The organism is Streptomyces sp. NPDC006235 (assembly GCF_040613735.1).
Taxonomy (GTDB): domain Bacteria; phylum Actinomycetota; class Actinomycetes; order Streptomycetales; family Streptomycetaceae; genus Streptomyces.
The window spans coordinates 38,658-56,243 of sequence record NZ_JBEXSR010000023.1 but is presented as its reverse complement, the minus strand read 5'-3'; the positions used below and the strand labels follow the sequence as shown (position 1 = coordinate 56,243).

Below are 17,586 nucleotides of genomic sequence, written 5' to 3'. Positions count from 1 at the left end.
CGCGCGGGGTTCACCGGAAGGCGTCGAGTCCGGTGAGCGCCTTGCCCAGCACGAGCTGGTGCATCTCGACGGTGCCCTCGTAGGTGAGCACCGACTCGAGGTTGGTCGCGTGCCGCATAACGGGGTATTCGAGCGAGATCCCGTTGGCGCCGAGAATGGTGCGGGCCGTGCGGCAGATCTCGATCGCTTCTCGTACGTTGTTGAGCTTGCCGAAGCTGACCTGCTCGGGACGCAGGCGGCCGGCGTCCATGCGCCGCCCCAGGTGATGGGCGAGCAGAATTCCCTTGTGCAGTTCGACCGCCATGTCGGCGAGTTTGGCCTGGGTGAGCTGGAAGCCGCCGATGGGCCGTCCGAACTGTTCCCGCGACTTCGCGTAGTCGACCGCGGCCTCGAAGCAGCTGCGCGCCGCACCCATGGCGCCCCAGACGATCCCGTACCGTGCGTGCGACAGACAGCTGAGCGGTCCGCGCAGGCCGGCGCCTTCCGTGAGTACGGCGTCGGCGGGCAGCCGTACGTCGTCGAGGACGAGTTCGCTGGTGACGGAGGCCCTGAGGGACCACTTGTGCTTGATCTCGGGGGCGGAGAACCCGGCGCTGTCCGTCGGCACGACGAACCCGCGGATCCCGTCGTCGGTCTGCGCCCACACGACGGCGACGCCGGCGACCGAACCGTTCGTGATCCACATCTTGCGGCCGTTGAGGATCCAGTCGGTGCCGTCGCGCTTGGCGTACGTCCGCATGGAGGCAGGGTCGGATCCGTGGTCGGGCTCGGTCAGTCCGAAGCAGCCGATGACCTCGCCGGAGGCCATGCGGGGCAGCCACTGCTGCTTCTGCGCTTCGCTGCCGAAGCGGTGGACGGCGTACATGGCGAGGGAGCCCTGCACGGAGACGAGGGAGCGGATCCCGGAGTCGGCGGCCTCCAGCTCCAGACAGGCGAGCCCGTACTGCACGGCGGACGCGCCGGCGCACCCGTAGCCGTGCAGGGACATCCCCAGGGCACCGAGCTCTCCCAGCTCCCGGGCGAGTTCCCGGATCCCCGGCAGCTCCCCCTTCTCGTACCACTCGGCGACATGCGGCAGCACCCGGTCCGCGGCCCAGGCCCGCACGGTGTCCCTGATCCCGAGATCCTCCGGCGCCAGGAGTTCGTCCAGCCCGAGGGGGTCGGCGGGGTCGAAGGGAGGAAGCTTGGACGACTCGGACATGCGAACACCCTCCGAAACTCTTTAACTAGCACTGCTAGCCAAGACGCTACGACCTCCACCCACCCACGCACCACCCGAAGCCGCCAACTGAAAAGGCGGAGGTCGCCCGTGGGGGTGCGGCGCCGTCGGCGACCGCAGCGTCATCCGGCAGTTTCCACCCGGCCGCCCAGACGTCCCCTCACCACACGCGCCCCGACCACCGCAAGCCGCCGACGGCGCTCCACCCCCACGGGCGACCTCCACCCCTCAATCGGCAGATACGGGTGGCGCGTGGGTGGGCGACAAGACGTCACACCGAGACGCGCGACTCCGCAGCGTCCCTGGGTGCGGGCAACTCCACCGCACCCTCCCCCTCACACTGCATGACCCGCGGCAACCGCAACGCCATCCCCGCCCCCAGCAGCAACAACCCCGCACTCACCAGCAACGTCACATGCAGCCCGTGCACAAACGCATCCCGGGCGGCATGACGCAGGGCAACCCCTGCAACCCCGCCCAGCTGCGCAGCAACCTCGTACGCCTCCCCCAGCGAATGCCCCGCCGAGGAGGACGCCGACTCCGGCACCCCCGGCACACCCGACAACCCGGGCGCGTACGCCGCGTTCATCACCGTGCCGAGCAGGGCGATCCCGATCCCCGCCCCCAGCTGGTACGACGTCTCCCCGATCGCCGCCGCCCCACCGGCCTGGTCCTGCGGCGCCTCGCTCAGCATCGACTCGTACGCCCCGAACAGCGTCGTCTCCAGCCCGAAGCCGAGCAGCACGAAGCCGGTCAGCATCAGCGCACAGTCGTCCGTCCGGCCCAGCGCCGTCAGCAGCACCACCGCGAACGCCGTCAGACAGAACCCGAAGCACACCATCCGCCGCGGCCCGAACCGCCGCAGCATCCGCGCCCCGGCCAGCCCGGCCGCCATCGCGGCGAACGTCAGCGGCAGCAGCCGCAGCCCCGTCTCCAGCGGCGACAGCCCGAGCACCAGCTGGAGGTACTGCGCGGCGATCAGTTCCAGTCCGACCAGCGCGAGCATCGCCAGCACGATGCACCCGACGGCCGTGCTGAACGCCGGCCGCGCGAACATCCCGAGGTCGACCAGGGGATGCGTCCGCCGCCGCTGGCGCCGTACGAACGCGACCAGCAGCGCCGCGCCCACCACCAGCGGCAGCACGGTGAGCAGGCTCCCCACCGACTCCCCGCCGCCGAGCCGCTTGACGCCCAGCACCACCCCGAACAGCCCGATCGCCGCCATCAGCGCGCCGACCACGTCCCAGGGTCCTTCGCCGTCGCCCTTGGACTCGGGCAGCAGCAGTCGCCCCACCGGGAGGCTGACCAGCATCAACGGGATGTTGACGAGGAACACCGAGCCCCACCAGAAGTGCTCCAGCAGGAAGCCGCCGAGCAGCGGCCCGACCGCCGCGCCCACCGCGGCCACGGCGCTCCAGATGCCGATCGCGAGCGCCCGCTCGCGGCGATCCGGGAAGACCTGCCGCAGGATCGACAGGGTCGCGGGCATGATCATCGCGCCGCCCACCCCGAGCAGCGCCCGCGCCACGATCAGTACCTGGGCGTTGTCCGCCAGGGCCGCCATGCCGGAGGCGACACCGAACAGCGCGTACCCGAGGAGCAGGACCCTCCGGCGGCCGACGCGGTCGCCCAGCGTGCCGAAGAGGATCAGCAGCGAGGCGCAGACGAGCGGATAGACGTCGACGATCCAGAGCAGCTCGATCCCGCCGGGCTTCAGGTCCTCGGTGACGGCGGGGACCGCCACGTGCAGCACGGTGGCGTCGACGGCGACCAGCAGCAGGCTGACGCAGAGGACGACCAGAACCACCCAGCGGTTGGCACCGGCCCCGGCCGCCCGACGGCGCAGCGCAGCGGCCGTGGTCGTCCCGGACATGTACGTACCTCCCAGATGTTCCCTCGCGATCGGCGGGCTCACGGGGTGGGGGACGCCCCCGCGACTCGGCCGGAGAGGAGCGGTGGTCTCCGGCCCGCGCAAACGAAAAGCGAGTGACACGTCAGAGTACGCGAGTCCGCGCCGGAGCCGAGTGGCGGACCTCTCACACGTCCGGCGGAAAGATGTGGCGTACGCCACTCCCCTCTGTGCCGACCACGCCCCGGGCGGCGGGCCGGTTCCGGCGCGGGTCGATAATCGGCCCCGTGACCGATCTTGAGACGCGCGCGGCCCCGTCCCGCGCCGGGGCGCTGCGCCGGGCGGCCCCGGCGCTGCTCGGGTACGTGGCCGTCCGTGCCCTGGGTCTTGTCGTTCTGGCCCTGTGGAGCGCGGCGCGCGACAAGAGCGCGTACACGCTGCTGACCGCTCGCTGGGACGCGCTCTGGTACACCAGGGTCGCCGAACTCGGCTACGGCTACGAGGTGCGTCTGGCGAACGGGGACGTGCACTCGAACCTCGCGTTCTTCCCGCTGCTGCCCTGGCTGGAGCGGCTGGTGGCGGCGGTGTCCCCGCTGTCGTACGCGGACGGCGGTTTCCTGGTCGGCCTGGTCGCCTCGGTCGCCGCGGCCTGGGGGATCTTCGCGGTCGCGGACCATGTGTACGGCCGCCGGGCCGGTGTGTGCGCGGTGCTGCTGTGGGCCGTGCTCCCGGTCGGGATCGTGCAGTCGATGGCGTACAGCGAGTCCCTGTTCACAGCGCTCGCCGCGTGGTCGCTGTACGCGGTTCTGACCGGCCGCTGGGCGACCGCGGGCGCGCTGGCCTCGCTGGCGGGACTGACCCGCCCGGTCGGGATGGCCGTGGTGGCCGCGGTGTGGGTCGCGGGCATCGCCTCCTTCGCCCGGGAGCGGCGGTCCGGTGAAGCCCATGACGTCGGCCTGCGCACCCGCCGCCTCCTCGGCATGCTGCTCGCCCCCCTCGGCACCGCCGGATACGTGCTGTGGGTCGGCCACCGCACCGGCAAGGGTCCGCTCGGCTATCTCGACGTACAGGCGGGCTGGCGCAACGGCTTCGACGGGGGTTACGCCTTCGCCCGGTTCGTCGCCGAGAAGTTCACGTCGTTCCCCTCGGCCCTGGCCGGTGCCGGGCTGATCGCCGGGGTCGCGTCAGTCGTATGGCTGTATGTGGTCGGCGTACGTCAGCGCCAGCCGCTCCCGCTGCTGGTCTACACCGGGGTGGTGACCGCGCTCGCCCTGTGCGCGTCGAGCTACTTCGGCTCGAAACCGCGCCTGCTGATGCCCGCCTTCCCGCTGCTGCTGCCCCTCGCGCTCGCCCTGGCCCGGCTGCGTATCCGCAGGTCAGCGCTGGTGCTCGGGTCAGTGGCGGTCGCCTCGGCGGTGTACGGGGCGTTCTGGCTGAACGGCTCCGGTCCCCCCTGACCCGCTGTGAGCGCCCGGAGAATTGCACGCCATGCCCCGGTGAACGAATTCAAAAGCTCAATAAAACGCGCTTCCGGAATGATCAAAGGAATTGAAGGCCGCAGCGCCCGACCATTACGGATTCGCTGGAAATAAACCTCCTCCTGAGAGGAATCCCACATCACATCGTCATCACAAAGCCGTTGATTCGACGGGGATCCGAGCTCACTCGCTGTAACGTCGATTGGGTGCGTACCGAACCGAAGCTCACCCGTCTGGACCGGGTGTTCGCCCGGCTGGACCGTGAGCCGGAACGACCGGCCCACATCGATGTGCCGAAGATGAGCAGGCACCGCATCGTGCTCTTTGCGGCGACCCTGGCCTTCTACGGCGCGATCGTGTGGGCCGTGATCATCACGTCCTGGCTGGTGCGGCTCGACTGGCAGGTCATGTTCTTCCGGCCGTACCAGCAGTGGTCGGAGATCCACTGGTTCGTCGACTACTACGTCGTGCTCGGCCAGCGCGGCCCGACCGCCGTGATGGTCGCGGCCTGGCTGGGCTGGCGCTCCTGGCGGCAGCACACCCTGCGCCCGCTCCTCGCCCTCGGCGTCTCGCTGCTCCTGCTGAACGTCACGGTCGGCGCCGCCAAGTACGGCATGGGCCGCCTGGGACCGCACTACGCGACCGTGATCGGCTCGAACGAGATGTGGCGCGGCGGCGATATATTTCCGAGCGGTCACACCGCCAACGCCGTGGTGACCTGGGGAATCCTGGCCTACCTGGCCTCCACCGCGAGAGCGCAGCGCTGGTTGTCCGCCGTGTCCGCGGTGACCTCGCTCGGCGTCGGGATGGCCACCGTCTACCTCGGTACGCACTGGCTGAGCGATGTGCTGCTGGGCTGGGTCGCGGGACTGCTGATCCTGCTCGGCCTGCCGTGGTTCGAGCCGCTGATCGCCCGTTCCGAGGACAGGATCTTCGACCTGCGCGACCGCTGGCGGGCCCGCCGGAAGCGTGCGGCGACGGCCGCCCCGGTCAGCGCGCCACCTGTGGTGGTCACGCCGCCGCCCGCCGACCGGGACGACGTCGCGGCCCGCTCCCCCCGGACCCCGGTCTATCTGGCGCCGGGCCCGCACACGACCCGCTCGGAGCGCACCCCGACCACCCCCGCGGGCAGCCGCCGCCCGCCGCACACGGAGCGGCACCCACGCGGCTCGGCCTCCTCCTCGGCCCGCCCCTGACGGGCGGCCCACCCCTGACAGGCGGCCGGCCCCGAGGGACGGCGGGCTGGTGCGCACCCCCCGTCCGGGCACGGCGAAGGCCCCGGTTCCGCTCCGGAACCGGGGCCTTCGCCGTGTCTCAGCCCTTCCAGGCCCGCGCCACGCGGCCGCCCCTCACCTCGAAGTTCAGCCGGCCCACGCGGTACTCCATCGTGATGATCGCCCCCGGCGGCAGCGTGCGCACCGTCGGCCAGCCGCGCTCACGCGCGAGGTGCTCGGCCCGGTCGGCGTCCAGGCCGACATAGGTGTCCGGGCTGTCGTCGGGTTCCGCGGAAGGTGTCGGAATCGGTGCCATGCCGCCACGCTATGCCGTGCCCGGCGACCGCGGAAGTCCGGGCCTGCGACCCGGGCCCCCGTCCCTCCCCTGTCACACTTCTGTCACAAGATCACGACAGCTGTTTCGGGAGCTGTCCGTCACACGGACGAGCGGTTTCCTAGGCCTTCCGCAGGTATTCGATCGCAATTTCCGCGTGTCACATGAGCCCATGGAAAAGCCCGGCGGAAAGTTCCGGGAGAAGTGACCTCGGGGCCCCATTCCATTCCGGCGCCGCACCCGGCCGGCTCAGCCGCCGCCGCACAGGAAATGCATGGCTTCGGCACGCAAAGGCCGGTACGCCCCCTGTCGGAGCGCTCGGTGACGCGAGCATCATGGCGTGAGCTCGCGGGTACGTGTGGCGCGGGCTTCGGCGGGCCCGGCACGCGATGAGCGAAGGGGCGAGCGAGCGATGGGGACGCAGACCGTACAGGCGACGGTTCGGCCCGTGCCGAGGAAGAAGCACGGGCGGGTGGTGGTGGACTGGCTGACCACGACGGACCACAAGAAGATCGGTCACCTCTATCTGATCACGTCGTTCGTGTTCTTCCTGATCGCCGGAGTGATGGCGCTGCTGATGCGCGCCGAGCTGGCCCGCCCCGGGCTGCAGATCATCACCAACGAGCAGTTCAACCAGGCGTTCACGCTGCACGGCACGATCATGCTGCTGCTGTTCGCGACGCCGACCTTCGCGGGCTTCGCGAACGAGCTGATGCCGTTGCAGATCGGCGCGCCCGACGTGGCCTTCCCGCGGCTGAACATGCTCTCGTACTGGCTGTTCCTGTTCGGCGGCCTGATCGTGCTGGGCTCACTGCTGGTGCCCACCGGACCGGCCGACTTCGGCTGGTTCGCCTACGCCCCGCTCAACAGCGCGGAGCGCACGCCCGGCATCGGGGCCGACCTGTGGATCATGGGGCTGGCGCTGTCCGGCTTCGGCACGATCCTCGGCGCGGTCAACTTCATCACCACCATCATCGGGATGCGCGCCCCCGGCATGACGATGTTCCGGATGCCGATCTTCGTCTGGAACACCCTGTTCACGTCGATCCTGATCCTGATGGCGTTCCCGGTGCTCGCGGCGGCGCTGCTGGTGCTGGAGGCGGACCGGCGGTTCGGCTCGCAGGTCTTCGACGCGACCAACGGCGGGGCCATCCTGTGGCAGCACCTGTTCTGGTTCTTCGGCCATCCCGAGGTGTACATCATCGCGCTGCCGTTCTTCGGCATCATCACGGAGATCATCCCGGTCTTCAGCCGCAAGCCGATGTTCGGCTATCTGACGCTGGTGGGCGCGACGATGGCGATCACCGGCCTGTCGATGGTGGTGTGGGCGCACCACATGTTCGCCACGGGCGCGGTGCTGCTGCCGTTCTTCTCCTTCATGAGCTTCCTGATCGCGGTGCCGACAGGCGTGAAGTTCTTCAACTGGACCGGCACGATGATCAAGGGCTCGCTGTCCTTCGAGACGCCGATGCTGTGGGCGACGGGCTTCCTGGTGACGTTCCTGTTCGGCGGGCTGACCGGGGTGATCCTGGCGTCGCCGCCGCTGGACTTCCATGTGACGGACACGTACTTCGTGGTGGCGCACTTCCACTACGTGGTCTTCGGCACCGTCGTCTTCGCGATCTTCGCCGGCTTCTACTTCTGGTGGCCGAAGTTCACCGGCAAGATGCTCGACGAGCGGCTCGGCAAGATCCAGTTCTGGACGCTCTTCACCGGCTTCCACACCACGTTCCTGGTGCAGCACTGGCTGGGCGCCGAGGGCATGCCCCGCCGGTACGCCGACTACCTCGCCGCGGACGGGTTCACCGCCCTCAACACCGTCTCGACGATCGGCGCTTTCCTGCTCGGCATGTCGACGCTGCCGTTCCTCTACAACGTGTGGAAGACCACCAGGTACGGCGAGAAGGTCGAGGTCGACGACCCGTGGGGCTACGGCCGTTCCCTGGAGTGGGCGACGTCCTGCCCGCCGCCCCGGCACAACTTCACGGTGCTGCCCCGGATCCGGTCGGAGTCGCCAGCGTTCGACCTGCACCATCCGCAGTACGCGGCGGTGACTGCGCAGCCCGAGCCAGAGCGCCATCAAGCCGGTCGCGAACCGTCCTGATCGCCTCGATCAGCCCGTCGGGTTCGAGCACCTCGAACTCGAAGCCCAGCATCATCACGTGGATGACCATCACGTCGAGGCTCCCGGCGCCGCAGCGCAGCAGGCAGCTGTCCGGGCCCTCCGCCTCCAGCACCCCGGCGCTGGGCGAGATGTGCGCGGCGGCCTCCTCCAGAGGCGCCAGGAGCCGCACGACGGCGTGGGTGGCGTACGCGCGGGTGGAGACGCCCTGGGAGACGTAGGCGGCGAGGTCCTCGGCGGGCGCCTCGCGCGCCTCGAAGCGCGGGCCGTGCGGCGGCCTGGGCGTGATGCGGTCCGCGCGGAACGTGCGCCAGTCCTCCCGGTCGAGGTCCCAGGCGACGAGGTACCAGCGGCGCTCGCTGCACACGAGGCGGTGCGGTTCGACACTGCGGCGGCTGGTGGTGCCGTCGTGGCCGCGGTACTCGAAGCGCAGCCGCTCGGCGTCCCGGCACAGGTGGGCGAGCTCCGTCAGGACGGCCGGGTCGACGGCGTCGGGCAGGGGGCCGCGCAGCATCGGCACGGTGAAGGCGGTGAGGGCGCCTACGCGGCGGCGCAGCCGGTTCGGCAGCACCTGTTCCAGTTTGGCCAGGGCCCGCACGGAGGTCTCGCCGATGCCCTCGATGCCCTGCCCGGCGGCCGTGCGCAGCCCGATCGCCACGGCGACGGCCTCGTCGTCGTCCAGGAGCAGCGGCGGCAGCTCGGCGCCCGCGCCCAGCTGGTAGCCGCCGCCCGTGCCGGGGCTGGCGTTGACCGGGTAGCCCAGTTCGCGCAGCCGGTCCACGTCCCGGCGCAGGGTGCGGGCGCTGACGCCGAGCCGCCCGGCCAGGTCGGGGCCGGACCACTCGCGGTGGGCCTGGAGCAGGGACAGCAGACGCAGCAGGCGTGCCGAGGTCTCCAACATGGGGGCGAGTCTGCCAGCCCTTGCGGACAGCCACTGTCCTCAAGGCTCGTAACCCAGCTGGGGGACGTCGAAGCAGGTGCGGTTCATGTCCCCCTGACCGGCCCAGCCCCTGCCGTCCTGCCAGCGGGCCACCGACAGGCAGGTCCGGAGGGTCCTGGGCGGCTCGGGGCGCCGCTCGAACCGGACGGGCAGGAGCAGTCCACCCGCGGTGTATCCCTGGCTGCGGTTCATGAAGGCGTCGACGCACGTGCGCGTGATGCCCGTCTTCGCGCAGGACCGCGCGGCGTCGGTGAACCAGCGTGCGGCGGCCCAGCCCTCCAGCTGCCACTGCGAGTGCGTCTTCAGGTCCTTCGTCGCCGCGCGGAACTCCCGTACGGCCGGGTGGCCGGTGTCGTCGAAGTTGCGGCTGGAGCCGGTCGCCCAGAGGGCGTTGCGGCAGCGCGGGGCGTCCTTGTAGGCCTCAGCGACGGTGGACGTCCAGTTCTGCACGTTGGTCACTTTGGCGGTGACGCGGGCGCCGACCTCGTCCATGGCCTGGCACAGCCGGGCGTTTCCGTGGCTGTCGATGGCGTCGAAGACGAGGTCGGCGCCCTGTTCCTTCAGGTCGGCCGCGACGGCGCGGAAGTTGGGCAGGGCGAAGTCGACCTGCTCGGTGACGACCTTGTAGCCCTCGGCGCGCAGGCCCCGTGCGACGAGCCGGGCGTAGGCGGCGGACGCGGACTGGTTGTAGGAGACGACGGCGGCGGTCCGGGCGCCGTGCTCGCGCTTGAAGTAGCGGTAGACCTCGGTGCCGCCGTACAGCTTGCCGTCCCAGCCGGTGGTGCCGTTGCGCGGCGCGAGGCTGCCGTAGATGCCGTAGAGGTGCGGGTAGGTGTCGTAGGCGCTGCCGAGGGGCTGGCCGCCGATGTCGGGGACGCGCGCGCGGGAGACGCGGGAGGCCCCCGCGTAGTCCAGGGCGGTGGTGGCGACCAGGGCGACGACCTCGTCCTCCTCGACCAGCCGGTGCACGCACTCGTTGTTGCCGACGCCGCTGCCGCCGTCGTCGCACAGGCGTACCTCCACGCGGCGCCCGTCGACGCCCCCGCGTGCGTTGAGCCGGTCGAACCAGGCCTTGGCCCCGTCGCGCGGGCCGGTGAAGGCGGCGCCGCCGACGGGGCTGGTGGCGCTGGTGATGATGCCGACCCGCAGGGGCGCGGCGTCGCGGGGCGCGGGAGTGCGGTCGTCGTGCTCGAAGTCCCTCTCGGGGAGCCGGCTGCCGCAGGCCGCGCTCAGGGCGAGCAGCAGCGCCGCGGCGAGGGCCTCAGCAGCCCGGGACCGGCGACGCATTGCCGCTCAGTTGCACCAGCGCGCACAGCGTCTTGGCGGACAGCTTCCAGGTGCCGTTCTGCTCGACGGCCGTCCCGGAGGCGTCCGGCAGGGCGGTCGCGCCCTTCAGGGTGAGGGTGTACGTCACGTCCGCCTCGGTCGCCGAGGTGAACTCGATCTTGGTGACCTTCGCCTGGACCTGTCCGCCGCGCTCGTCACCGCTGAAGGCCTCGAGGACGGGACCCATCCGGTCGCCGTTCTCCAGGAGGGCCTGTTTGTCCTCGGTCGAGGTCTTCGGGTCGAAGAACTTCTGCCAGTTCTGCCTGATCTCCGTCTCGGCCGCGGCCCGGTCCGCCGGAGCGCTGGCCGGAGCGCTCGTGGTCCGCTCCGCGGTCGGTGTGGGCGGCGTGTTCCCGCTGCCGCCGCCGTTGTCGTCGCTGCATGCCGCGAGGGCCGGGGCGAGAGCCAGGATCAGGGCGGCCGTGATCGCCGTACCCCGTCCCGCGGCTCGTGGGCCCCGAGTCTCGTTCCCCCGCCTGAGGTCGCTGCCGAGAACCATCTGGCTCACCACCGGGTGTCGGTCCGGGCCATGTGCGCCCGGTGCTTTCAGGGTCAGCTTCCAAGGGGCATAGTGCAAGCGAGCGGCGGACTTGAACAGGCGGCCAGGCGCGTGCCCGGACAACCGACGTGTGGGAGCCAGCGATGCGGACAAGGCGACTGCGGACCGTGCATCCCGTCCTCTGGGCGGGCTGGGCGGCGCTGGCCGCCGGGGCGGTGCTGTGCGTCGTCGGCTGGTACGGCGTCTCCGGGGAGCGCTTCGCCGAACGGCAGCTGCCCTACCTCGCCTCCTGCACGGTCCCCGGCGCGGCGCTGATCGTCTCCGGCGCGGTGCTGCTGGCCCACGGCCGGGGCGCGATCGCCGCCGCGCGCGTGGAGGAGCTGTACGGCCTGCTGGTGGCGGCCGAGCCGACCGAGGAGGATGAGACAGGGCAGGCCGCGCTCGCGCCCCTCGCGGTCAGCGGCGAGCTGCTGATGGTGCCGGGCGGCACGCTGTGGCACCGCGCGGACTGCCCTCTGGTGGCGGGCAAGGCGGAGGCCGTTCCGGTGGACTCCAAGCTGGTGGCGAGCGGCGAGCTGGGCCCGTGCCCGATCTGCGAGCCCGCCGAAGAGACCGACTGAGACCGGGCGATGTCCTCGCTGACGTACGACCTCACCCTGGCCGGCCTGGCGGTGGGCAGCGCGGCGGCGCTGACCGGGATCGGCCTGATCGTGACGTACCGCGCGACCGGGGTGCTGAACTTCGCCCACGGCGCGATCGCGATGGTGTGCGCCTACGTGCTGCGGCAGTGCGTGGTCGAGTGGGGCTGGCCGCTGTGGCTCGCGGCCGCGGTGACGCTGCTGGTGCTGGCGCCGGGGCTGGGGGTCGTACTGGAACGGTTCGTCTTCCGGCCCCTGGCGGTTCTCGGCGGTGACCCGGCGCAGACGCTGGTGGCGTCCATCGGGGTGTTCGTGCTGCTGGTGGGCGGGGCGGCGCTGCTGTGGGGGCAGGGGGCGCGGGACGACGCGCCGGAGCTGGTGGCGGACGAGCCGTGGGGGCAGCTGGCGGTGGTGCTGATGCTGGCCGCGGGGGTCGCGGCGGTGGTCCGCTGGACGCGGTTCGGACGGGAGCTGCGGGCCGTGGTCGACGACCGGCAGCTCGCCGTGCTGGGCGGCATCGACGCGGACCGGGTCGCGGCGGCGGGCTGGGCGTTCGGTTCCTTCACGGCGGGCCTGACCGGCGTGCTGCTGGCGCCGTACGTGCGTCTCGACCCGTACGGGCTGTCGCTGCTCGTGATGGAGGTCGTGGCGGTCGCGGTGGCCGCGCGGATGCGCAGCCTGCCCGTCGCGGTGGTGGTGGCGCTGGGCGTCGGGGTGGCGCAGAGCCAGCTCACGCGGCTGCATCCGTCCGGGTGGGGTGCGCCGCTGCTGCAGACGGCCGGCACGAACCTGTTCGTCGTCGCCCTGCTGGTCGCGGCCCTGGTCCTGCCGGGTGCGGGCACGCGTGACGCGCTGCCGCGCACGGCCACCGCCCGGGTTCCGACTCCGCCCGGCGCGTGGATCGTGGCGGCCGTGCTGTTCCTGCTGCCGCTGGGCCTGGCCGGCCGGGACCTGCACACGTCGATCCAGGTGCCGGCGCTGGCCGTCGTCCTGCTGTCCCTGGTGGTGGTCACCGGCCGCGGCGGCCAGATCTCCCTGGGGCAGGCGGCGTACGCGGGTCTGGGCGCCCTGTTCACCGCGCTGCTGGCGGCGGGCCGCTTCCCGGGCCTGCCGGCCGTGCCGGAGCTGGCGGCCCTCGCGGTGGCGGTCGTCCTGGTGGCACCGCTCGGCCTGCTCACGGGCTGGCCGGCGATCGGCCGCCGGGGACTGGCGCTGGCGCTGGCGACGTTCGCCGTCGGCGTGGGCGTGAGCCGCTTCGTCTTCGACCAGCCGTACGCCACGGCGGGCCTGTCGCTGGGCCGCCCGGCGGGTTTCGAGGGGGACCGCGCGTACTACCTCCTGGAGCTGCTCCTGCTGGCGCTCGCGCTGCTGGTGGCGCACGGGCTGCGCCGGGGGCGGACGGGCCGGGCCCTCGCGGCCATGCGGGACCACGAGGCGGGGGCGCAGGCGGCGGGCGTGCGGGTGCCGTCCCTCAAGCTGCTCGCCTTCGTCGCGGGCGCCGCGCTCGCCGCGCTGGGCGGCGGCATGCTCGGCATGGGCCTGCGCGCCTTCGACCCCGCCGCCTACGACCCCGTGCGCGGTCTGCTGTGGTTCGCGGCGGTCGTGGTGCTGGGCGCCGACAGCACCCTCGGTGCCCTCGGCGCCGCGGCCCTCCTGGTGGGCCTGGACGCGGGCACGCGCGGCGGTGTGGCGGCGGCCCTGATCGGCGTGCTGGCGGCCCTCGTGGGCCGCTTCCCCGGCGGCCCGTACGAGGCCCTGCGCACAGCGGCGGAACGCCTGCGCCCGCACCGCGCCCCGGCCCTCACACCGGCGGGGGCCCGGGCGCGCGGGCGGCTGCGCCCGGTGGAGCGGCGGGCGGCCCGCACGGCGCCGGTGCCGACGGGCGCGACGGCGACGGCGACGGCGACAGGGGCAGGGGCAGGGGCGACAGCACGTACGGCTTACGACCGGCGCAGCCGGCCACCGGCCTCCCGGGGCACCTCGCCACCGTCGGCTCCCGCCTCACCCCTCCTCACGGCCCGCCGCCTCCACGCCCACTACGGCGGCTTCACCGCGCTCGACGGGGTCGATCTGGACGTCTTGCCCGGGCGGATCACCGCGGTCGTGGGACCCAACGGGGCCGGAAAGAGCACCCTGTTCCACTGTGTGGCCGGGACGCTGCGGCCCGCACGTGGCGAGGTACGGCTGGGCGGGCGGGACATCACCGCGCTGCCCTCGCACGCCCGCACCCGGCTCGGTGTCGCGCGGACCTTCCAGCAACTGGCCGTCTTCCCGTCGCTGACCGTGGCCGAGAACGTCCGGGTGGGCGCCGAGCAGGGCCGGGTGAGCGACCCGGGCGCCGTGGAGCGGACGCTGAGGCTGCTCGGTCTCGACGGGCCGGTGCGGGCCTTGCCCGCCGCCGGGCTGCCCACGGGGACGCTGCGCCGCGTCGAACTGGCCCGGGCCCTCGCGGGCGCCCCGCGCGTCCTGCTGCTCGACGAGCCCGCCGCCGGCCTCGACACCACCGAAGTGGCCGCCCTCACCCGGGTCCTGAGGGCCCTGGCCGCCGACGGCACGGCCCTGCTCGTCGTCGAGCACGACGTAGACCTGGTCGCCGGCCTCGCCGACGTCGTGCACGTGATGACGGCGGGCCGGATCGTCGCCTCCGGCCCGCCCGGGCAGGTCCTGGACGCCCTGGGAACGGCGGCCGGGCGATGACCACCGTCTCCCTGCGCCACGCGCGCGTGCGCTACGGGCCGCTGGAGGCCCTGCACGGCGTCACCCTCGCCGCCCCCGGCCCGGGCCTGACCGTGCTGCTGGGCCGCAACGGCTCCGGCCGCAGCACCGCCCTGCGCGCCCTGGCCGGAGCGGTGCCCCTGTCGGGCGGAGCGGTGGTGTGGGACGGCGCCGACGTGACGCGCGTACCCGCGTACGAGAGGGCCCGGCGCGGGCTGTGCCTGGTCCCGGAGCGGCAGGCCGTGTTCGGCTCGCTCACCGTGCGCGAGAACCTCGACCTCGCCGCCCCCGACCACGGCCCGGCCCTCGACGCCTATCCGCAGCTGCGGTCCCTGCTGGAGCGGCGGGCCGGCACCCTCTCGGGCGGGGAGCAGCGCATGCTCGCCCTGTCCCGGGCGCTGCTGGCACGCGCGCGTGTGGTGCTCGTCGACGAGCCCGCCCAGGGCATGTCGCCGCCGGTAGCGGCCCGTACCTACGGGCTGCTGAGCGCGCTCGACGCGTGCGTGGTGATCGCCGAGCAGCGCCTGCCGCCCGCCCTGCGGGAGCGGACCGCGATCGTCTACGAACTGCGCCGCGGGAGGGTCGTGTTCGCAGGCGAGTCGGGAGAGCTCCGCCACTGGCCCACGAGCTCCCACTGATCCGCGAACTCCCCCGCCGACCCGGCGCGCGAAGACCCCGTCCGGTCGGCCGACCGGGCGGGGCCCGTGTCCCGGCGAGGGGGAGCGGCTCAGAGTTCGAGGCGCAGGCCGGGCACGATGATGTCGGGATCACCGCCGATGGCGGCTTTGTTGGCGGCGTAGAGGTGCTGCCAGGTGGTCCCGTGCCGGGCGGCGACGCCGCTCAGGGTGTCGCCCGCGCGGACGGTGTAGTCGCCGCGGGAGGAGCCGCGGTCGGGGTGTGCCGTGGAACGCGCCGGTGTCTTCGAGGGCTTCGCCGGAGCGGGCTTGACGGAGGGGACCGGGTCGGCCGCAGCGGACGCCGCGGGTGCGCTGCCGCTCGCCCCGGCACGTGCCGAGCAGGTCGGCCAGGCGCCCCATCCCTGGGCGCGCTGGACCTTGGTGGCGACGGCGATCTGCTGGGACTTGCTCGCCCGGTCGGCGGTGGGCGCGTAGGCCGTGCCGCCGTAGGCGCGCCAGGTGGAGGGGGCGAACTGGAGTCCGCCGTAGTAGCCGTTGCCGGTGTTGATGTGCCAGTTGCCGCCGCTCTCGCACTGGGCGATGCGGTCCCACACTCCGCTGTCAGCCGCCGCGGCGTTTCCGGTCGCGGCGAGCAGTCCGAGGGGCGCGAGCAGTGCCGCGCCGGCGAGGACCGCCGTCGTACGAACCTGGTTCTTCCGAGCGTTGTCGCGCGTGGTATCGGCACATTCGGACATGTAGTTCCCTCTCGAAACACCCGGGGTCCCCCAAGGCGGAACGCCACTCCCCGCGCCATGGGGCGCGTGGGTCGCGCTCGCCCCGTCCGCCGGTGTGGTGCTGCGCGTGGTTCCGGAGAAGCACGCGGCCGGCGGACGTACCCGAGCGGTGCTCGCTGCACACGGCGGAGGAATCTAAGGAGTTGACGGGCCGTCATCAACCGGTTGCCCGTCGTGCCAGGCCAGTTCCCCGATACCTCGGGTAACGGCTATTTCCGGACACCCACTTCATTCCCGGATTTCCTGATATGTCGACCCACACCCCCGATAGACTGTGACCCACTTCACCATCTCAACCTCCTTTACAAAGCGGCGAGTTGACGGTGAGTGCGCGATTCCGCGTCGAGCGTGACCCTGCGCGCCGGTTGGTTCGATTCCGTTCGCTCTGGGGCGTGACTCTCGCCACAGATCGCCCGTTGTCATCTTCATGAGCCGGGACCCACCCGGACCACGGGCCGGGAGCCACCCGGCCCTGTCACGCACCGCATCCCCGAGGGAGCCACCCGTGCCGCGCATGCTCGACGTCAGCGACGAGGTACGCGCCGAGATCGGCGACGAAGAAGCCGACCGCCTGCTCGCCGGAGAGACCGCTCCGGGCAGTTACGACTGCACGTCCTGCCGCACTCCGGGCGACTCCGAGCAGGAGCGCACCAGCACCGTCCTGTTCATCGGGGACGAGACCGCCGTCCTCGCCTTCGCCCACGCCGGCTGCCTGCCCTCGCAGGTCGTCCAGGTCACCGAGGAACAGCTCCGGGGCGCCGTGAAGTCCATCACCGGCGACACCGTCGACCTGGAGCCCGACAAGGTGGTGCCCGAGCAGGCGGTGCTCGGTGTGACCAGCGGACTCGTGCAGATCGCCGGGGAGCTGCACCCGGCCCTGGTGGTGGAGCCGACCGCGCCCATCGCCCGGCCGGGCACCACGGGCTCCGGCGACGACTTCCTGCCGCTGCTCATCGAGCAGGGCTTCATGCCGCTGACCGAGCTGTCCGCCGTACCGCCGGTGCTGCACGGCTGGTCGGTGCTGCTCGCCATGGGCCAGCTGCACGCGGTGCTCCAGCCCGGCAGCAACGGCGGCCAGCCGGTGGCCTGGTGGCAGGCGCACCAGCCGCTCCAGGTCACCGAAGGCTGGCGCGCGGCCGCCAACAAGCACCAGCAGGTGCTGATGTTCGCCGCGCCGGTCGGCTCGATCGGCCGGCAGCCGCGCGAGGACCTGCTGCGGGACGCGCTGGACAAGGCGGCCGCGACCGGAAAGCTCGTCGCCGCCGCGCTGCCGCTGGCCGGCACCTGAGCGACGCGTCACCCGGACAGCCCGCACCCCTGCGAAAGCCGTACCGGGGCCGCATCCCCTGACCCGCGGGGTCGTTTGGACATACGTGCACGCATATGACGTTCCCCGCCGCCAGTCCTACTCGTCGATCCCCTCCGCACGATCGGCTCAGGACTCCCAGGGCGGCCCATCGGCCACGCCGATCTACGACGCGCTCTACGCCGAGTACGTCAAGTCCTTCCGCGCACTTCCCGGCGACCGCAGCGGCGAGGAGAAATTCGGCTTCACCGCCTTCGGGAACCTCCCGCACAGTACGGGTTCGTACGGCAGTTCCCACAGCAACTCCTACAGTGCCTACAGCGCGGGCGCCCAGAGCGCCCGCCATGCCGCCGCAGAGCAGCCGCAGTGGCAGCGCCTCGGGACCATCGGCTCGCACGGCACGGGGATGCACCACGTGCCGGCCGCGCTCCCGCCGGGTCGGCGCAGCGGCGTCTGAAGCGAGCACCGAAAAGCGGAAGGGGGGGGGCGGGCGCGCGCCCCCCCCCCCCTTTAGCTGTTGTTTTGTTAGTTAATG

At 72.3% G+C, this 17,586-nt stretch carries 14 protein-coding genes and 1 pseudogene; 8 read left to right on the top strand and 7 right to left on the bottom strand.

Annotation, left to right across the window (positions count from 1 at the left end; translation table 11 throughout):
- Positions 1 to 10: 10 nt before the first annotated feature.
- The gene (locus ABZ192_RS25245) at positions 11 to 1,201 is read right to left on the bottom strand and encodes an acyl-CoA dehydrogenase family protein (protein WP_356926721.1); all 1,191 of its coding nucleotides are present in this window, start codon (positions 1,199 to 1,201) and stop codon (positions 11 to 13) included.
- A 289-nt stretch (positions 1,202 to 1,490) separates the two neighbouring features.
- Positions 1,491 to 3,092, bottom strand: coding sequence for an MFS transporter (locus tag ABZ192_RS25240; RefSeq protein ID WP_356926720.1), 1,602 nt, complete (start codon positions 3,090 to 3,092; stop codon positions 1,491 to 1,493).
- 263 nt (positions 3,093 to 3,355) lie between these two features.
- Here ABZ192_RS25240 and ABZ192_RS25235 point away from each other — a divergent pair, with 263 nt between their 5' ends.
- Both ABZ192_RS25235 and ABZ192_RS25230 read left to right on the top strand, forming a co-directional pair.
- The gene (locus tag ABZ192_RS25235; protein WP_356926719.1) at positions 3,356 to 4,525 is read left to right on the top strand and encodes a glycosyltransferase family 39 protein; all 1,170 of its coding nucleotides are present in this window, start codon (positions 3,356 to 3,358) and stop codon (positions 4,523 to 4,525) included.
- A 227-nt stretch (positions 4,526 to 4,752) separates the two neighbouring features.
- Entirely contained in the window at positions 4,753 to 5,742 is a 990-nt protein-coding gene (locus ABZ192_RS25230) for a phosphatase PAP2 family protein (RefSeq protein WP_356926718.1), read from the top strand.
- A gap of 118 nt (positions 5,743 to 5,860) precedes the next feature.
- Here ABZ192_RS25230 and ABZ192_RS25225 read toward each other — a convergent pair whose 3' ends face one another.
- On the bottom strand, positions 5,861 to 6,076 hold the full coding sequence (locus ABZ192_RS25225; protein ID WP_356926717.1) for an I78 family peptidase inhibitor: 216 nt from the start codon (positions 6,074 to 6,076) through the stop codon (positions 5,861 to 5,863).
- A 430-nt stretch (positions 6,077 to 6,506) separates the two neighbouring features.
- Between ABZ192_RS25225 and ctaD the strand changes: the two are divergent.
- Positions 6,507 to 8,033, top strand: a pseudogene (ctaD, locus tag ABZ192_RS25220) (cytochrome c oxidase subunit I); the annotation flags it as partial.
- A gap of 43 nt (positions 8,034 to 8,076) precedes the next feature.
- On the opposite strand, the gene ABZ192_RS25215 reads toward ctaD, so the two are convergent.
- From ABZ192_RS25215 to ABZ192_RS25205, 3 genes are read right to left on the bottom strand one after another with little or no spacing between them, the layout of a single operon-like run.
- Positions 8,077 to 9,117 (bottom strand): YafY family protein, encoded by a 1,041-nt coding sequence (locus ABZ192_RS25215; RefSeq protein WP_356926716.1) that lies wholly within the window; start codon positions 9,115 to 9,117, stop codon positions 8,077 to 8,079.
- A 39-nt stretch (positions 9,118 to 9,156) separates the two neighbouring features.
- Complete coding sequence (locus tag ABZ192_RS25210; RefSeq protein WP_356926715.1) at positions 9,157 to 10,443, bottom strand: ABC transporter substrate-binding protein; 1,287 nt, start codon at positions 10,441 to 10,443, stop codon at positions 9,157 to 9,159.
- On the bottom strand, positions 10,418 to 10,981 hold the full coding sequence (locus ABZ192_RS25205; RefSeq protein WP_356926714.1) for a hypothetical protein: 564 nt from the start codon (positions 10,979 to 10,981) through the stop codon (positions 10,418 to 10,420). The genes ABZ192_RS25210 and ABZ192_RS25205 overlap by 26 nt, the downstream gene beginning before the upstream one ends.
- Positions 10,982 to 11,124: 143 nt before the next feature.
- Here ABZ192_RS25205 and ABZ192_RS25200 point away from each other — a divergent pair, with 143 nt between their 5' ends.
- From ABZ192_RS25200 to ABZ192_RS25190, 3 genes are read left to right on the top strand one after another with little or no spacing between them, the layout of a single operon-like run.
- Entirely contained in the window at positions 11,125 to 11,601 is a 477-nt protein-coding gene (locus ABZ192_RS25200; protein ID WP_356926713.1) for a hypothetical protein, read from the top strand.
- Positions 11,602 to 11,610: 9 nt separating this feature from the next.
- Positions 11,611 to 14,316: an ATP-binding cassette domain-containing protein gene (locus ABZ192_RS25195; RefSeq protein ID WP_356926712.1), complete on the top strand. Its 2,706-nt coding sequence runs from the start codon at positions 11,611 to 11,613 to the stop codon at positions 14,314 to 14,316.
- A complete protein-coding gene (locus ABZ192_RS25190; protein WP_356926711.1) occupies positions 14,313 to 14,972 on the top strand; it encodes an ATP-binding cassette domain-containing protein in 660 nt (219 codons plus the stop codon). Before ABZ192_RS25195 ends, ABZ192_RS25190 begins: the two co-directional genes overlap by 4 nt.
- A gap of 89 nt (positions 14,973 to 15,061) precedes the next feature.
- Here ABZ192_RS25190 and ABZ192_RS25185 read toward each other — a convergent pair whose 3' ends face one another.
- The gene (locus ABZ192_RS25185; protein WP_356926710.1) at positions 15,062 to 15,706 is read right to left on the bottom strand and encodes a transglycosylase family protein; all 645 of its coding nucleotides are present in this window, start codon (positions 15,704 to 15,706) and stop codon (positions 15,062 to 15,064) included.
- A 544-nt stretch (positions 15,707 to 16,250) separates the two neighbouring features.
- Here ABZ192_RS25185 and ABZ192_RS25180 point away from each other — a divergent pair.
- Positions 16,251 to 17,033: a hypothetical protein gene (locus tag ABZ192_RS25180; RefSeq protein ID WP_356926709.1), complete on the top strand. Its 783-nt coding sequence runs from the start codon at positions 16,251 to 16,253 to the stop codon at positions 17,031 to 17,033.
- A gap of 85 nt (positions 17,034 to 17,118) precedes the next feature.
- Entirely contained in the window at positions 17,119 to 17,508 is a 390-nt protein-coding gene (locus tag ABZ192_RS25175) for a hypothetical protein (protein WP_356926708.1), read from the top strand.
- Positions 17,509 to 17,586: the final 78 nt, after the last annotated feature.

Coding starts and splice junctions, on each gene's coding strand:
- ABZ192_RS25190 (WP_356926711.1), top strand. CDS start 14,313: ATGACCACCGTCTCCCTGCGCCACGCGCGCGTGCGCTACGGGCCGCTG.
- ABZ192_RS25225 (WP_356926717.1), bottom strand. CDS start 6,076: ATGGCACCGATTCCGACACCTTCCGCGGAACCCGACGACAGCCCGGAC.
- ABZ192_RS25215 (WP_356926716.1), bottom strand. CDS start 9,117: ATGTTGGAGACCTCGGCACGCCTGCTGCGTCTGCTGTCCCTGCTCCAG.
- ABZ192_RS25195 (WP_356926712.1), top strand. CDS start 11,611: ATGTCCTCGCTGACGTACGACCTCACCCTGGCCGGCCTGGCGGTGGGC.
- ABZ192_RS25200 (WP_356926713.1), top strand. CDS start 11,125: ATGCGGACAAGGCGACTGCGGACCGTGCATCCCGTCCTCTGGGCGGGC.
- ABZ192_RS25185 (WP_356926710.1), bottom strand. CDS start 15,706: ATGTCCGAATGTGCCGATACCACGCGCGACAACGCTCGGAAGAACCAG.
- ABZ192_RS25205 (WP_356926714.1), bottom strand. CDS start 10,981: ATGGTTCTCGGCAGCGACCTCAGGCGGGGGAACGAGACTCGGGGCCCA.
- ABZ192_RS25245 (WP_356926721.1), bottom strand. CDS start 1,201: ATGTCCGAGTCGTCCAAGCTTCCTCCCTTCGACCCCGCCGACCCCCTC.
- ABZ192_RS25240 (WP_356926720.1), bottom strand. CDS start 3,092: ATGTCCGGGACGACCACGGCCGCTGCGCTGCGCCGTCGGGCGGCCGGG.
- ABZ192_RS25210 (WP_356926715.1), bottom strand. CDS start 10,443: ATGCGTCGCCGGTCCCGGGCTGCTGAGGCCCTCGCCGCGGCGCTGCTG.